Raw genomic sequence first — 14,760 nt, forward strand, 5'->3', positions numbered from 1 at the left:
ACAACGCCTGCCGGTCCGGCACCCGCGGCCGGCCCGCCACCAGCTTCGGCCCCGGCTCGGGCAGCAACGGCTCGATGAGCGACCACAGTTCGTCCAACACGATCCACGGCCGCGACTGACGCTTCCCCACGCCCCGACCAACGAGCAGACCAGCGGACGGTTACTTGATCAACAACTTCTGTTAGGAACTCTAAGGGACATCAAAGACCGTACTTGTGGCCCGCGTTGGTACGTCCTGAAACTGAGGCTATGTCAAACAAGGAGGCACCCGCACCGGTGCGAGCAATCGAAGAGACGGAGCATACGGAGTCTTCGGCCGCCCCGTCCAGGCGGCGGTGGCTGGTGCTGGCCGTGGTGTCGGGCAGCCTGCTGCTGTGCGGTATCGACCTCACCGTGCTGCACGTCGCTGTGCCCAGCATGAGCCGGGAGCTCGAGCCCTCTCCCGCCGGGCTGCTGTGGATCGTCGACGTCTACTCGCTCACGCTCGCGGCCCTGCTCGTGACCTGCGGCACCCTCGGCGACCGGATCGGCCGGCGCCGCATGGTGCTCAGCGGCTTTGTCACCTTCGGCCTCGCCTCGGCAGCAGCCGCCTTCTCGACATCGACGGCGCAACTCATCGCCGCGCGCGCCGCGCTCGGAGTCGGCGCGGCGATGATCATGGCATCCACGGTGGCGATCATCAGGGTCGTCTTCACCGACGACCGCGAACGGGCCGTCGCCATCGGCATCTGGACAGCCGCCCACAGCGTCGGCGCCACGATCGGTCCGCTGGTCGGCGGTCTGGTCACCGCGAAGTGGGGCTGGGGCGCGGTCTTCCTGATCAACGTCCCCGTCATCGTCGTCATCCTGGCTGTCGGCGCCCGGGTCATCCCCGAGTCCCAAAACCCCGTTCTCCGCCGCTGGGACCTGGCCAGTGTGGCGCTGTCCGTCACCGGCCTGGCCGGCGTCGTCTACGCGCTCAAGCAGGCCGGCGAACACGCCGGAGTGAACGGCGTCATCGTCACCACTGCCGTCGTCGGAAGCGTTCTGCTCTACCTCTTCGTGCGCCGCCAGCGGCGCATCGCCGAGCCGCTGCTGGACTTCTCCCTCTTCCATGAACGCCGCTTCACCACCGCCACCTTGTGCGTCATCGGCTGCTTCGGCTCTTACGTCGCCCTGCTGTTCTTCCTCACCCAGTGGCTCCAGCAGGTGGGCGAGTACTCGCCGCTGCGCGCCGGACTGGCACTGATGCCACTGGCCGGCGCCAACGCCATCGGCGCTGTCACAGCGCCCTGGGCCGCGAACCGGTGGGGCAACCGGTGGGCGCTCACCGGGGCGCTCGCCCTCTTCGCCACCGCCCTCGCCACCATGGCCGCCGTCGGCGACACCGCCCACTACGGGGTCCTGCTCGTGCCGTTACTGGGCGCGGGATACGGCGCCGGCATCGTGATGACCCTGGGTGCCGACACCATCATGAGCGCCGCACAGCCGGAACGCTCCGGGGAGGCGGCCGCCATCCAGGAGACGTCCTTCGAACTCGGCGCTGGCCTCGGCGTCGCCGTCCTCGGCACCGTCCTGACGGCCGTGTACCGAACCGGCCTGCCCCAGGTACCGGGGCTCGGCCCGGACGGGCAGGCGACGGCCGAGGAATCGTTCGCGCACGCCGAGGACCTCACGGCCAACCTTCCACCCGAAACCGCCCAGACACTACTGCGCGCGGCACAACAGGGCTACGACCACGGCTTCACCACCGTGCTGACCCTCGCCGCCATCGGCCTGGTCGTCACCGCCGCAATGGCGGCCGTCCTGCTGCGCCCGCCGAAGACGAGGTGACGGGTCCGCATCAGAACTGCACTGCCCGCGTGTTCCGCTGCACAGCATGAACGGCGACGATGAGCAGCTGCTGCGCGGCCGTGTACAGCCACCCCCACGACGATGCCACCCGGGCCCACGCCCCAGAACCTATGCCGAACTCATCGGTGGGCCGTTGGACAGTCAACAGCTCGACATCACCAACTGGAGGCCGGAGGAGATCGACGACGGTGTCTCCCTCCTCACGGAACTCGGGCAGTTCGGCCCCGGCGGGCGGGTGCTGTACGACCCGCGCCCCGGCGATCCGGCCCGCTGGGACTGGGGCGGCGACAGTCCCTGATCACCCCACCTGGCCTCCACGGCTGGAAGTGGCCACCTTGCTGGTACTGATGCGGCCAGTGTTGGAGGAAACGCCCCACCGGGCCCGATCCTCTGGCACGTTCGAACGCGTGGATCAAGGGTGGGCAGCGGTTATCTCAGGCATCGCCGGGCTTGCTGGCGCGGTCATTGGCGCTCGCGCCGGCGGGCGTGCCGCAGTACGGGGAGCCCGGATCGGCGCAGAGGTGAACGCGGCCGCCGTACGGGCACAGGTCCGCGATCAAGCCGACCTGGCCCAACAGCAGTGGGTCCGCCAGGAACGGCAGAAAGCATGTCTGCAAGTGATGGACATGTACGCCGTCTTCAACGCCGAATCCGTCCGGCGGCGTGAACAGCTGGAAGCGGTCATGGTGCTGGATGAGGCATCGCTGCAGTCCTACGCGGACGCCTCGAACAACCTCATCGTCGCGTGCAGCCACTTGGCACTCCTGGGGCCCGACTCCGTCCAGATCGCGGGTGGTGTTCTGCGCCGCAGGACGGAGCGATTCGTGAGCACGCTCCGGTTCGTGAACGAGGAACTGGCTGAACTGGCTGAACAGCCAGCAGACGGACTACACCAAAGCTGGGTGGAGATGCTGGCTGAGGACGGTAACGAGATGAAGCTCGCCTACAAGGAGTTCATGCGCGTCAGCCAGGCCGTTCTCGTATCCGGCTGATCGTCGAACGAGGCCTTGGGTAGGTGCTGTCACATTATTGGGTGCGTGGGTCTTTGGCGGCGCGTCGGGGCGTGGTGGGGGCCGGGTTCCGGGTTGGTGTTCAGGCCTTGGCGGGCTGGTCGGCGGCGTCGGTGATCTGGTCCCGGATGGCGAAGCGGATGGTCATCTCGGCGTGGTAGTCGGGGGCGGTCATCAGGTGGCGGCGGGGGCGGAAGTGGGGTGGGATGCCGCTGAACGCGGCCAGGAACCGCTGGGTTCCGCCGACGCTGCGGAAGTCTTTCATGGCGCGTTCGCGCCGCCGGGTGGGCTGGTGGCTGTTCTCGGCCCGGTTGTTCAGGCCTTTGTGCGGGCGGTGCTCGACCGAGGGCATGACCTCGCGGTGGGCCGTTCGGTGGGAGCGCAGCTTGTCGGTGACGATCACCCGGGGCACCGTGCGGATCGTCTTCAGCGGGCGGCGGAAGAAACGCTGGGCCGCGGCCTTGTCCCGCCGGTTCTGCACGAGGATGTCAAGAACGGCGCCGTCGGCGTCCACGGCCCGCCACAGATACTTCAACTCACCGTTGATTTTCACGAAGACCTCGTCCAGGTGCCGCTTGTCGCCCGGCCGGGGCCGTCGGCGGCGCAGGCCGTTCGCGTAGATCTGCCCGAACTTCGCGCACCAGCGCCGGACCGTCTCGTGAGAGACGAGCACACCGCGCTCGAACATGAGCTCCTCGACCTCGCGGAAGCTGAGCGGGAAACGGAAGTACAGCCACACGCAGTGCGCGATCACCCCGACCGGGTACCGGTGCCCCTTGTACGACGGCGACGCGGACGACACGAGCGAACCCCTCCCCGGCACAACCAACCCCAAGATCATCCCAGGCCGGTCAGCCAACGTGACAACGCCGTTCTGTGTGTCTCGCGGGTGGTGCTACTTGTTGCGGACCTTACTCACCAGGAACGCCACCCCGACGATGACCACCAGGGCGATAGCGATGATCCAGAAGGGCGGAGTGCCCTCCCCGGCGCCCTTGGCCAGGAACTGGCCGTATGACATCAGTCCTCCCATCCGTTCATTAGCCTTTGTCGGTTTCTAATTCAGAACGTTGGTTGCAGCCTTCTCTCCCAGTTCGCCGGCGCCGTATCCGATGCCGAAGCAGGTAGCGCCAACAGCCAACCCACCTACGCCCGCGGTGGGGGCGCTGACGGCGACGGCGACCGCGCCACACGCGGTCTCGGCGGCGCCTGCCGCCAGGCCGATGCCCGTGGCCAAGGCGTCCTTATAGTTGCCCTCGTCCAGGTCCTTGGCGATGGAGCCGATGTCGTACATGTCGAAGCCCTTGCCGACCACGTCGAAGAAGGCAAGCCCGGTCGGGTCGATGCGGTTGACGGGGTCGCCCTCGGCGTAGAGGTAGGGGTTCTTCTCCTGGCCCGAGGGGTCGGGCTGGGTGAAGCGGCCGATGTTGGCGTCGTAGTACCGGGCCTGGAAGCGGTAGAGGCCGGTGGGGTCCTGGTAGCCGCCGGCGAAGCGGTAGGGCCGGGCGACCGGTTCCGAGGACTGGGACAGGATGCGCACCCCGCGCGGGCTGTAGGCGTAGGTGTTGACCTTGTTGCCGTCACCGTCCGCCAGGGCGACCACGCTGCCGATGGCGTCCGTGAGGTAGTAGTACGTCTTGCCTCCGGTCGTCATGGAGTTCAAGGTGCCCCCGGGTTCGCGGTTGAAGCCCATGTCCACACCGGCGGTCGTCTTCGCCGACAGACCCAGCGGGCCGTTGTGGAAGTAGGTGTCGCCGAGCTTGATGCGTTCGCTCTGGTCGGTCGAGCCGTACTGACCCGCGTACGTCTTCGCGGCGACCGTGATCGACGCCATCTGGGAGTGGTCGGTCCACTTCTCGCCGGTTCGGGCGTAGTCGTCCGTGGAGGCACCGGCCGTCTCGTTGCCGATGGCGTCGTAGGACCAAGGGCCGCGGCGTTGTCACGTTGGCTGACCGGCCTGGGATGGTCTTGTGGTTGGTCGTGCTGGGGAGGGGTTCGCTCGTGTCGTCCACGCCGCCGTCGTACAAGGGGCACCGGTACCCGGTGGAAATCATCTCCCACTGCGTGCGGCTGTACTTCCGCTTCCCGCTCAGCTTCCGCGAGGTCGAGGAACTGATGCTCGAGCGCGGCGTGCTCGTCTCCCACGAGACGATCCGCCGCTGGTGTGCGAAGTTCGGGCAGGCCCACGCCAACGGCCTGCGCCGCCGTCGGCACCGGCCCGGCGACAAGTGGCACCTGGACGAGGTCTTCATCAAGATCAACGGTGAGCAGAAGTACCTGTGGCGGGCCGTCGGCGCCGACGGCAACGTGCTCGACATCCTGGTCCAGAGCCGAAGGGACAAGGCTGCGGCCAGGCGCTTCTTCCGTCGGCTCCTCAAAGAGACCGGGGCCGTGCCGCGGGTGATCGTCACGGACAAGCTCCGCTCCTACGGCGCGGCCCATCGCGAGGTGATGCCCTCCGTCGAGCACCGCTCCCACAAGGGTCTCAACAACCGGGCCGAGAACAGCCACCAGCCCACCCGGCGGCGCGAACGCGCCATGAAAGGCTTCCGCTCCGTCGGCGGAACCCAGCGGTTCCTGGCCGCGTTCAGCGGCATCTCGCCCCACTTCCGATCCCGCCGCCACCTGATGACCGCCCCCGACTACCGCGCCGAGATGACCACCTGCTTCGCCATCTGGGACCAGGTCACCGGCGTCGCCGGCCTGCCCACCGCGGCCTGAGCACGAAAGCCGGAACCCGGCCTCACCGGGCCCGACACACCGTCAGGCACTCACACCCTCAACAACGTGAGAGCGCCCCCCTACGCCCGAAGAGGCCTCGTGCGCAGGGCATCCCGCTTTCCTGCCTGGAAGAGCACAGCGGGCTCTTGTGCTGAGGAACCACACCGACTTCTCGGTCTCGTGTGGCATTAACGCTCTGATTCGGCTCCACTTTCCGGCTTGAGTTGGCTCCACCCCTGGGGGCGTACGGGAGCGTTCGGGGGTTGTTCCGGTCTGATCTGGCCCCACCCGGGTGGCGGGTGGTGGGGCGGTCGTGGTGGGCCACCGTGTGGGGGCGATGCCGGATGGGGTTGTCGAGGGAAGAGCTGTTCCTGCGGATCCGCCGTGACTCGTGGCAGGAGGGGCTGTCGATGCGGGCGCTGGCCCGTAAGTACGGGGTACATCGTCGGCTGGTACGGGAGGCTCTGGCGTCGCCGGTGCCCAGGCCGCGGAAGACCCCGGTGCGACCCTCGCCCAGGTTGGATCCGTTCAAGAAGACGATCGATGAGTGGCTGCTGGGGGATCTGGAGGCGCCGCCGAAGCAGCGGCACACGGTCAAGCGGATCCTGAACCGGCTGCGGCAGGAGTGCGGGGCGGAGATCGCCTACGCGACGGTCTGGGACTACGTGTCCCGTCGACGCCGGGAGATCGCCGAGGCTGCGGGTGCGGCGCCGACGGCGGGGTTCGTGATCCGCCACAACCAGCCGGGCATGGACGCCGAGGTCGACTTCGGCGAGGCGTGGGTGGACCTGGCGGGTGAGCGGACGAAGTGCTTCGTCTTCGCCCTGCGTCTGGCCTACTCGGGCAAGGCGGTGCACCGCATCACCACGTCCTGCGGCCAGGAGGCTTTCCTAGACGGCCACGTTCACGCCTTCCGCACGCTGGGCGGTGTTCCGGGCGGGCAGATCCGTTACGACAATCTCTCGCCGGCGGTCTCCCGAGTGATCCACAAGAGCCGGTCTCGGGAGGAGCACCCCAGGTGGACGGAGTTCCGCCAGCACTTCGGGGTCACCCCTTTCTACTGCGAGCCGGGGCTCCGCGGCGCCCATGAGAAGGGTGGAGTGGAGGGGCAGGTCGGCTACTTCCGTCGCAACTACCTCACGCCCGTGCCTCGGGTGGGTTCTCTGGATGAGCTGAACGCGTCCTTCGCCGAGTTTGAGCGGGCGGAGGAAGGCCGGCGGATCGGGATGCGGATTCGCACGATCGGCCAGGACTTCACCCGCGAGTCCGTGCTGCTGATGCCGCTGCCGCGGGACTCCTTCGAGACCGGCGTCGTGTTCACTCCGCGGGTGGACCGCTATGGGATGGTCGCGGTGCGGGTCTGCCGCTACTCGGTTCCGGCGCGGTTCATCGGCCGCACCGTCCGGGTCGTGCTCCGCTCCAGCGACCTGGTCGTCTTCCACGGCCGCACCGAGATCGCCCGCCACCCCCGCCTGACGGCGAAGGGCGCCGAGCGGGTGGTCCTGGACCACTTCCTCGAAGTCCTGCTGGCCAAGCCCGGCGCCATGGCCGGCTCCGAGGCCCTGGACCAGGCCCGCCGAGAGGGCACGTTCACGGCCGCTCATGAAGCGTTCTGGGCTGCGGCAAAGAAGGCCGAAGGCGACACCGAGGGCACCAAGCAGCTGGTCCACGTGCTCCTGCTGCACCGGCACCTCGAACACCGCGACGTGATCGCCGGAATCCAGTCCGCCCTTGCGGCCGGCGCCCACGCCGCCGACATCGTCGCCCTCGAAGCCCGCAAGGCCGCTCAAACCGATGGCCGTTCCCCCACCGTGACGGTCACCGGGCCGACACCGACTCTGCCCGGGCCGAAGCCCAGCGAAGTGGTCAGCCTGAACGCCCGCCGGGCCGTCCGCCTCCCCACCGACCAGCGCCCCCTGCCCTCTCTCGACCGCTGGGACCAGCTGCTGAACCGTTCCAGGAAGGACGCGCCATGACCGGCCTGCACCACAACCTGACCGAGACCGCCTCCGACGCGGCGATCGACACCGCCTGCCGGGTCCTGCGGCTGCCCACCATGCGAGCCCAGTTCCCCGACCTTGTCACCCGCGCCGAACGCGAACAGCTCTCCTACCGAGGGTTCCTGGCCGAGCTGCTGATGTCCGAGTGCGAGGACCGCGACCGGCGACGCTCGGAGCGGCGTATCCGGGCAGCCGGCTTCCCCCGCCAGAAATGGCTCTCCGACTTCGACTACAACGCCAACCCCAACGTCGTCCCCGCGGTGGTCAACAACCTCGCCACCTGCGACTGGGTCAAAAAGGGCGAGCCGCTCTGCCTGATCGGGGACTCCGGCACAGGCAAGTCCCACCTGCTGATCGGCCTCGGGACGGCCGCGGCCATGGCCGGCTGCCGCGTCCGCTATGCCCTGGCCGCCAAGCTCGTCAACGAGCTCGTCGAGGCCGCCGACGAGAAGCAGCTGTCCAAGACGATCGCCCGCTACGGGCGTGTCGATCTTCTGTGCATTGATGAGCTGGGATATCTCGAGCTCGACCGACGGGGCGCCGAGATGCTGTTCCAGGTTCTGACCGAGAGGGAGGAAAAGAACAGCGTGGCCATCGCCTCGAACGAGTCGTTCGGCGGCTGGACCAAGACCTTCACCGACCCGAGGCTCTGCGCGGCCATCGTCGACCGCCTGACCTTCAACGGCACCATCATCGAGACCGGCACCGAGTCCTACCGACTCGCCCAGACCAAAGCCAAGCAGCAGCGAGCCTAGTGATCGCCTGGAAACCACTGCGGCCCTGGCAGGCGGAGGAGCGCGCGCCTGGAGGCACCTGACGGGCTGCTGGTCGGCCATTGACATGATGGGCTGCGGCAAGATTTCAGCTGCCACAAGGGGGCGACGATGACGTTCAAGGCCGAAGCCGATTCCGGAGTCGCCGATCGGGATGAGTGGTCCTACGCGCCAGCAATCGGCGTCGGACCGCTCCGGTTCGGGATGACCGTCGACGAAGTGGTCGAGGCGTTTCAGGTTCTCGGCCAGACGAAGGTCAGCGATTGCCCGGGCGTCCACGCGATCTTCTCGCCCACGTGGAAGATCGAGGTCCATCGCCGCGGGGTGGCCTCTTCACTGCCTGCCGTCACGGCCTACGTGAGCCAAGCCGCGGGGCTGTTCTGCATCGCAGCCGACGCCGTCCATGGTCCCCAGGTCGGGCACGATGGAATCCCGTTGGTCGGAAGGGACCTGTCGGAACTGGAGAGTGACGAAATCGCGCATGCCGAGGCAGCGGGCGGGCACTTTCGCTACACGCCCGAGGGCTATGCAGGACCGGATGATCCCGGGGTCGTCATGCGCGGGCAACGCGTCGGGCAGGTCCTGCGATCGCGTCCGCTGTTCATGGTGACGCGCGACGGCGCGAATACCGAATGGGACTCGATGCCTTCCGAGGAGTACCACCACGGTCAGTCATGACCTGACCTGGTGTGACTTGTGACGAGCGGTGAAGGAGATCGCCGACCCGTCGTCGGCTGGGGCCACGCGAGACCGGAAGCCGGGGCCGTGGCAGGCCGGAAAGCAGACCCCCAGCCACGACGACATGGAGCCACCTGAGGCCGGAAAAGTGGGGCCAGATCAGACCGTCAACGCCACTCGTGGGAGGCGGGGATTGTCTGATGCCCCATTGTGATTCGCGGGTGTACAACCTCGTGTGGGTGCCGGCTGTCTGTAAGGCGCTGGAGGGATGAGCCTCCGGTGTCTTTCCGTACAGATTGGGGACCAGGTGGGGAAGCAGGTCTGGAGAGTCGTCGTGGCCGGTGGTGCGGCGGCGGCGTTCACGGCCGTGGCCGCGGTGCCGGCCGGGGCGGCCGAGGGAGGGGTCTCGTTCAGCCGTGTCCAGGTGAACGGCGGCAAGCCGATTGTGATCGGGGTGTCGGGGGAGGTCGCGGTGCCCGCCTCCTTCCGGATGACGACCACGCACAAGTGGAAGTGGCCGGCGGTGTTCCTGTACCGCAAGGGGGCCGACCGGCTGTGGCACGCCATCGAGACGAGCGACTGCGTCAAGGTGAAGTCGGGCGTCTGCGACTTCAACGAGACGATGTACTTCGACCCGAGCGTGTGGGACATGCACAACAGCGAGGCCGGGGCCTGGAAGGTCGGGGCCGAGGTGTACTTCAAGGGCGGCGGCGGGGACGTCGACGACAAGGGTCTGACGGTCCACGTCAAGCGCAACTCCCGCCTCACTGTCAACGCCTCGCCCGAACCCGTGGCCAAGGGCAAGACCATCACCGTGACCGGAAAGGTCACACGGGCCAACTGGGAGACCAGGAAGTACGCCTCCTACGGAGGCCGCCAGGTGAGCCTGCAGTTCAAGCCCGCCGGCACCACCTCCTACACCACGGTGAAGAAGGTGTACTCGAACGGCTCGGGCAACCTCAAGACGACCGTGAAGGCCTCCAAGACGGGTACGTGGCGCTGGCTGTACAACGGAAACACCACCACCGGACCGTCGAAGTCGTCCGGGGACCACGTCGTGGTGAAGTGATGTCCGCGGTGCCGGCGGGCCGGTGGGCGCCGCGCCGGCGGTAACGGCTGCGACGGTCCAGGCGTCGGGTCCGCCGCGCTCGGGCGGACCCGACGCCTTGCGTCCGGGCCGGCCGCAAGCGTATGTGCACGGGCCTCGGCGCACCGTGAGCCGGTACGCCGTACGGACCATGAGGCCGGTCACCGCTCTGGTGGGCAGGCCCGAATCTCGACGAAGCGGCGACGACCACGGTCTTCAAGGCCGTCCCCGCCGCACAGGGCCGGACGTGCTCGGCGTCGCGGGTGTACTGGCGGAACCGGGCTGGTGAGTTCGGACGACCGCGGAATCGACCGACCCAGCCACTCGATGTCGTCCGCCACGTCCGCCTTCGCCCGCGCGGCCCGCAGCATCCGGTCGAACGTCCCGTCCGCTGCCCACCTCCGTAGACGCGTCCCAGCACAGGCTGTACGAGACGCAGCCGAGAGACCGCCAGCCAGGATCTGCCGGATGACCTGTGGCACGCCCTGTCGCACAGGAACGAACATGCCTGCCTTCGCAGATCACGCGTCGGGTTGCTGCGGCAGGTCCAGGTAGCAGCGCAGCCGTACACCCGGTTCGCCCGGCTCGTGGATCGTGCGGTCCGCTACGGCGACCGCGTACCGCGTGGCGAACAGCTCCTGGATTGCGAATGCGGTCTCGTCGTCGGCGGCCGCGACTTCTCTGAACTAGGGCCTGTGGTGAAAGTCCTGGTCGCGTGAGGTCTGGCGTCCGTTGGGCGTCGTTGTCAGTGGTGCGGTGCATGATCGGCGCGTCAGTTTTCGCGGAGTTAGGGAAGTGCCGTGTTGATCACAAACCAGCAGGTAGCGGGACACGAGTTCCTGCGGCCGATGTACGACGACTCGTACTTCCCTGATCACGTGGTCGACCAGGGGAAGGCGATCCTCCTGCGGCTGTGCGAGCGCATTGAGGTCGAGCAGCTGTCGGACCTGGAGAGCTTGTACGTACTCACCCAGGCTGCGACGGAGGAGTTCAACCTGCTGGACAGGGCGTTCGTAGCGGCCGGGAGCGGGATCGAGACGGTCGCGCGGGAGTGGATCTGTGACGAGTTCTGCTTCGTCGCGTCGGCATACGGGTTCACGGACGCGGATGCAGAGGTGCTAACCGCCGGCCGGGACTGGTGAACGAGGATGGTAAGGCCACCTCCGGTCAAAGCCATCCGTTGAGAGCTGCGATCAGCACGGTTGCCTCGTAGCGGACGGCGAGCTTGTCGTATCGCGTCGCGACGGCGCGATGCCTCTTGAGGCGGTTGATCCCACATTCGACCGCATGGCGCTCGCGGTAGTCAGCACGGTCGAAATGCGGCGGCCGGCCGCCGCGGGAGCCGAGCTTTTTGCGGTTGCGCGCTTGGTCAACCTTGTCCGGGATAGTGCAGCGGATCCTGCGTCGGCGCAGGTAGGCGCGGTTCTTGCGGGAGGCGTACGCCTTGTCAGCACGCACCCGATCGGGGCGAACGCGTGGCCGGCCCGGCCCAATGCGGGGCACGCAAACCTTCTCCAGCACAGGTTCGAACTGCGGCGAGTCTCCACGCTGCCCTGCCGTCACCACGATCGACATGGGCTTCTGACCCTGCTCAACTGCCAGGTGCAGCTTGGTTGTGAACCCGCCGCGCGACCTTCCCAGCCCGTGATCACGGGGCTCGGTGAACATGCCGCCCGGTGGTTCCTTCTGCAGGTCGCCTTGCTTGCGAGCCCCGGCCGCATGCTGATGGGCGCGGCACACCGTGGAGTCGACGCTCAGGTCCCATGTGATCGCGCCCTTTGCATCTGCCAGGGACTGGAGCCGAGTGAGGATCCGCTGCCAGGTGCCGGAACAGGTCGTAGACCCGGCTCCACGGTCCGTACTCGACGGGGACGTCCCGCCATGGAACACCGGTCCGGACACGGAACCGTATGCCGTCGATCAACCGCCGCCGAGGCCAGACGGGCGGCCGCCCCGCCCTGGCACCCTTCGGCAACAACGGCTCCAGCGACGCCCACTGCGTGTCTGTGAGATCTCCCCGACCCATGAACCGTGATCATTCACAGCCCAAGATCCACTTTCGATACACGGCCTAGGCCCGCTTGTTCGCGCGCGGGCGGCGGACCTGGAGCTCAGTGCCGTCGATCCGCAGGGTCACGCCTGCCGCGCTGGCGTAGGCGAAGGCGTCGGCCAGGGTGTCAATGAGTGGGCAGCCGCACACCTGGCCCGGTGCCAGTCCTAAACCTGTTGACGGGCGCGCCGCCCAGTCCCGACGATCAGGCGCGTGTCTGCCGCCCTGGCGCCTCTGCGCCACCGCCCGTTCCGTCACCTCTTCATCGGTACGACGGCCGACCTGCTCGGCAACGGGGTCGCGCCGATCGCCCTGGCCTTCGCCGTGCAGAAGCGGCATGGAGCTCCTTGTGTGAAGGAACAGGCAACCGTCAGCTCACAGGCCGGGTCAGAGTGGCCATGAACTTGTATCGGGAGCCGCGGCAGACCGAGCGCACCCACTCCACGGGTGTGCCGTCCATGTCCCGCAAGTGACGGAAGAGCAGCATCATCGGCGAGCCGACATCCACGCCGAGGAGCTCGGCCTCCGCCGGTGTGGCAAGGGACGTTTCGATCGTCCCCTCGGCCTCTGCCAAGCGCACGCCGTACTGCTCGGTGAGAACGGTGTAGAGGGAGGTGTACCTGGTCAGGTCCAGCCGCAGCCCTGGGAACCGCTGTGCTGACAGGTGCGCGGACTCGATCGCCAACGGCTCCCCGCCGGCCAGTCGCAGCCGTTCGACGCGTAGGACGGAGTCACCGGTCTGAAGACCCAGTAAGCCGGCCAGTTGTTCGTCCGCGGGGATGTGGCCGATGCCGAGGATCCGCGAGGCGGGTGTGAGGCCCTGGGTCTCCATGTCCTCGGTGTAGGACGTCACGTGCAGTGACTGGTACACCTTCGGCCTGGCGACGACGAAGGTGCCCTTGCCCTGGATACGGTCCAGTCTTCCTTCGCTGACGAGCTCCTGCAGGGCCTTCCGGAGAGTGGTGCGTGAGGTCCGTAACTCGACGGCGAGCAGGCGCTCGGCCGGTATGGCCGAGCCGGGTTTCCGGCCGCCGATTATCTCTAACAGCCGCTGCTTGATGCTGTAGTACTTCGGTAATCGCTGGCCTCGGGCTGGCGCCCCTTCCAGCCACACCCCGTCGCGCATGATGACTCTCCCGCTCTCCGGCCCGCCCGGCGTCCTCTGACAAGATGCCAGGGTAGGACCCAAGGCTACTTCAGCAAGGCAGTTCAGAAACAGGCACTGACGACGATTCGGAATCGTAGGCGGCGCTCGGCGCAGGCAGAGATCGCTATGGTCAGGGCTCTCTGACGGCGCTGTTGCGGGCGGCGATCTGATCGAATGTGGGGATTCCCATGAAAACCGGTGAGTGAGCCTTTTCCATCCTCAGTTTGAACTGGCCAGATGCAGGCTGAGGACGGCTCGGACGAGGCTCGTGATCCGGGTGGTTGAGCATCGGAGCCGGCAGAGGAGCCGCCAGGACTTCAGAGTGGCGACGGCCTGCTCGACGAGTGCACGGATCTTCGCATGAGACCGGTTGACCTCCTGCTGGCCTGTGGAAAGGCTGTTCCAACGGCCGCGGTAAGGAGTGCGGACCGTGCCGTCGGCACCCTGGTAGCCCTTGTCGGCCCAGCAGTTGATGCTCGCCTTGGCGAGAGCATCGACGATGCTGTGCTCGCGTGCCGCCCGGACGTCATGGACGGCTCCGGGCAGGGCTGGTGAGGCCCACAGCAAACGGCCCTTCGGGTCGGCGATTAGCTGCACGTTCATGCCGTGCTTCTTGTGTTTGCCCGAGTAGAAGGGCCGGTCGGCGGCGATCCGGTCGATGGGCAGAAGCGCCCCGTCCAGGATCAGATACGCCTTCTTCGACGCGGCTCGTACGGCTTCGGCGAGTGTGGGTGCGAGGGCGGCCAGGAGCTCCACGGCCTCGGTGACGTAGCGGTAGGCGGTAGTGGTACCGACGCCGAAACCGGCTGCGAGCTGGGCGTAGGTGTGTCCGTTGCGGAGGTGGGCGAGGGCGAGCAGGGCTTGTCGACCCGCGCTCAGCCGCCACCATCGGGTACCAAGAGCTCGGCGACGCGCTTGCAGCCGGGCGGACAGGAAGCGAAGGGCAGAGCTGGACACGTCGATGCCCGACGGGTAAACAAGCACGCGAAGCCTCTGGTGGAGATGGTTCTCTTGGTCGAAAGCCATCTACCAGGGGCTTCACCTGCCTGTCAGCTTAACTGTCAAGCCCACCCGTCAGGCTGGAAGGGCTAGCGCGTAGGTCACAGGGAGGACGAGTTGTTACGTTGTGAGGCGGTCGGCAAACGTTACGGCGGAGGACGGTGGGTTTTCCGCGACGTGGACATGAAGGTCTCGGCCGGTGACGTTCTCGCGGTGGTGGGCAGCAATGGTTCGGGGAAGTCGACCTTGCTGAGGATCCTCGCCGGACTGTCCCAGCCCACCTCCGGAAGCGTGTCGGGCCGACCACCACACATCGGTTACGTACCGGACCGCTTCACCGCCCACGACCGCATCTCGGCGATCTCTTAGAAGTCATCTCATTTGGCTGGGTAAGCTGCCGGTCGTGGCAGGGATTGTTGAGCGGCTGGTGCCGGACGAGTTGTGGGAGTTGTTCCAGCGTGT

General features: G+C 67.3%; 15 protein-coding genes and 4 pseudogenes. 10 read left to right on the forward strand and 9 right to left on the reverse strand.

Going from position 1 to position 14,760, the window contains the following annotated elements:
- Positions 1 to 130 (reverse strand): annotated as a pseudogene (locus tag ACF1DX_RS38560) (IS5/IS1182 family transposase); the annotation flags it as partial.
- Between the two features lie 146 nt (positions 131 to 276).
- Between ACF1DX_RS38560 and ACF1DX_RS38565 the strand changes: the two are divergent.
- The 3 genes from ACF1DX_RS38565 to ACF1DX_RS38575 are packed head-to-tail and all read left to right on the forward strand — an operon-like array spanning position 277 to position 2,825.
- Positions 277 to 1,812, forward strand: coding sequence for an MFS transporter (locus ACF1DX_RS38565; RefSeq protein ID WP_391795808.1), 1,536 nt, complete (start codon positions 277 to 279; stop codon positions 1,810 to 1,812).
- Between the two features lie 46 nt (positions 1,813 to 1,858).
- Positions 1,859 to 2,131 carry a hypothetical protein gene (locus ACF1DX_RS38570; RefSeq protein ID WP_391795809.1) on the forward strand — a complete coding sequence of 91 codons (273 nt, stop codon included), beginning with the start codon at positions 1,859 to 1,861 and terminating at the stop codon, positions 2,129 to 2,131.
- Positions 2,132 to 2,168: 37 nt separating this feature from the next.
- Entirely contained in the window at positions 2,169 to 2,825 is a 657-nt protein-coding gene (locus tag ACF1DX_RS38575; protein ID WP_391795810.1) for a hypothetical protein, read from the forward strand.
- 100 nt (positions 2,826 to 2,925) lie between these two features.
- Here ACF1DX_RS38575 and ACF1DX_RS38580 read toward each other — a convergent pair whose 3' ends face one another.
- From ACF1DX_RS38580 to ACF1DX_RS38590, 3 genes and pseudogenes are all read right to left on the reverse strand, one after another.
- Positions 2,926 to 3,684, reverse strand: coding sequence for an IS6 family transposase (locus ACF1DX_RS38580; RefSeq protein WP_391795811.1), 759 nt, complete (start codon positions 3,682 to 3,684; stop codon positions 2,926 to 2,928).
- Between the two features lie 54 nt (positions 3,685 to 3,738).
- The gene (locus ACF1DX_RS38585; protein WP_391795812.1) at positions 3,739 to 3,864 is read right to left on the reverse strand and encodes a hypothetical protein; all 126 of its coding nucleotides are present in this window, start codon (positions 3,862 to 3,864) and stop codon (positions 3,739 to 3,741) included.
- 36 nt (positions 3,865 to 3,900) lie between these two features.
- Positions 3,901 to 4,770: pseudogene (locus ACF1DX_RS38590) on the reverse strand (RHS repeat-associated core domain-containing protein); the annotation flags it as partial.
- 35 nt (positions 4,771 to 4,805) lie between these two features.
- Between ACF1DX_RS38590 and ACF1DX_RS38595 the strand changes: the two are divergent.
- From ACF1DX_RS38595 to ACF1DX_RS38615, 5 genes are all read left to right on the forward strand, one after another.
- A complete protein-coding gene (locus ACF1DX_RS38595; RefSeq protein WP_391795813.1) occupies positions 4,806 to 5,564 on the forward strand; it encodes an IS6 family transposase in 759 nt (252 codons plus the stop codon).
- A gap of 344 nt (positions 5,565 to 5,908) precedes the next feature.
- Positions 5,909 to 7,540, forward strand: coding sequence for an IS21 family transposase (istA, locus tag ACF1DX_RS38600; protein WP_391795814.1), 1,632 nt, complete (start codon positions 5,909 to 5,911; stop codon positions 7,538 to 7,540).
- Positions 7,537 to 8,319: an IS21-like element helper ATPase IstB gene (gene istB, locus ACF1DX_RS38605; RefSeq protein ID WP_391795815.1), complete on the forward strand. Its 783-nt coding sequence runs from the start codon at positions 7,537 to 7,539 to the stop codon at positions 8,317 to 8,319. The genes istA and istB overlap by 4 nt, the downstream gene beginning before the upstream one ends.
- 129 nt (positions 8,320 to 8,448) lie before the next feature.
- Positions 8,449 to 9,015, forward strand: coding sequence for a hypothetical protein (locus ACF1DX_RS38610; RefSeq protein ID WP_391795816.1), 567 nt, complete (start codon positions 8,449 to 8,451; stop codon positions 9,013 to 9,015).
- Between the two features lie 307 nt (positions 9,016 to 9,322).
- Positions 9,323 to 10,084: a hypothetical protein gene (locus ACF1DX_RS38615; RefSeq protein WP_391795817.1), complete on the forward strand. Its 762-nt coding sequence runs from the start codon at positions 9,323 to 9,325 to the stop codon at positions 10,082 to 10,084.
- A 539-nt stretch (positions 10,085 to 10,623) separates the two neighbouring features.
- On the opposite strand, the pseudogene ACF1DX_RS38620 reads toward ACF1DX_RS38615, so the two are convergent.
- Positions 10,624 to 10,770, reverse strand: a pseudogene (locus ACF1DX_RS38620) (DUF6207 family protein); the annotation flags it as partial.
- A gap of 132 nt (positions 10,771 to 10,902) precedes the next feature.
- Here ACF1DX_RS38620 and ACF1DX_RS38625 point away from each other — a divergent pair.
- Positions 10,903 to 11,244, forward strand: a complete 342-nt coding sequence (locus ACF1DX_RS38625; RefSeq protein WP_391795818.1) for a DUF5713 family protein — start codon at positions 10,903 to 10,905, stop codon at positions 11,242 to 11,244.
- 25 nt (positions 11,245 to 11,269) lie between these two features.
- Here ACF1DX_RS38625 and ACF1DX_RS38630 read toward each other — a convergent pair.
- The 4 genes and pseudogenes from ACF1DX_RS38630 to ACF1DX_RS38645 all read right to left on the reverse strand — a co-directional run bounded on the left by ACF1DX_RS38630 (position 11,270) and on the right by ACF1DX_RS38645 (position 14,283).
- A pseudogene (locus ACF1DX_RS38630) lies at positions 11,270 to 12,128 on the reverse strand (IS5 family transposase).
- Positions 12,129 to 12,173: 45 nt separating this feature from the next.
- A complete protein-coding gene (locus tag ACF1DX_RS38635) occupies positions 12,174 to 12,491 on the reverse strand; it encodes a hypothetical protein (RefSeq protein ID WP_391795819.1) in 318 nt (105 codons plus the stop codon).
- A 31-nt stretch (positions 12,492 to 12,522) separates the two neighbouring features.
- The gene (locus ACF1DX_RS38640) at positions 12,523 to 13,278 is read right to left on the reverse strand and encodes a GntR family transcriptional regulator (protein WP_391795820.1); all 756 of its coding nucleotides are present in this window, start codon (positions 13,276 to 13,278) and stop codon (positions 12,523 to 12,525) included.
- A 240-nt stretch (positions 13,279 to 13,518) separates the two neighbouring features.
- The gene (locus tag ACF1DX_RS38645; RefSeq protein ID WP_391795821.1) at positions 13,519 to 14,283 is read right to left on the reverse strand and encodes an IS5 family transposase; all 765 of its coding nucleotides are present in this window, start codon (positions 14,281 to 14,283) and stop codon (positions 13,519 to 13,521) included.
- Between the two features lie 198 nt (positions 14,284 to 14,481).
- Between ACF1DX_RS38645 and ACF1DX_RS38650 the strand changes: the two genes are divergently transcribed.
- Complete coding sequence (locus ACF1DX_RS38650; protein WP_391795822.1) at positions 14,482 to 14,667, forward strand: ATP-binding cassette domain-containing protein; 186 nt, start codon at positions 14,482 to 14,484, stop codon at positions 14,665 to 14,667.
- Positions 14,668 to 14,760: the final 93 nt, after the last annotated feature.

Origin of the sequence: Streptomyces sp. NPDC014676 (assembly GCF_043084105.1) — a bacterium.
Lineage (GTDB): Bacteria > Actinomycetota > Actinomycetes > Streptomycetales > Streptomycetaceae > Streptomyces.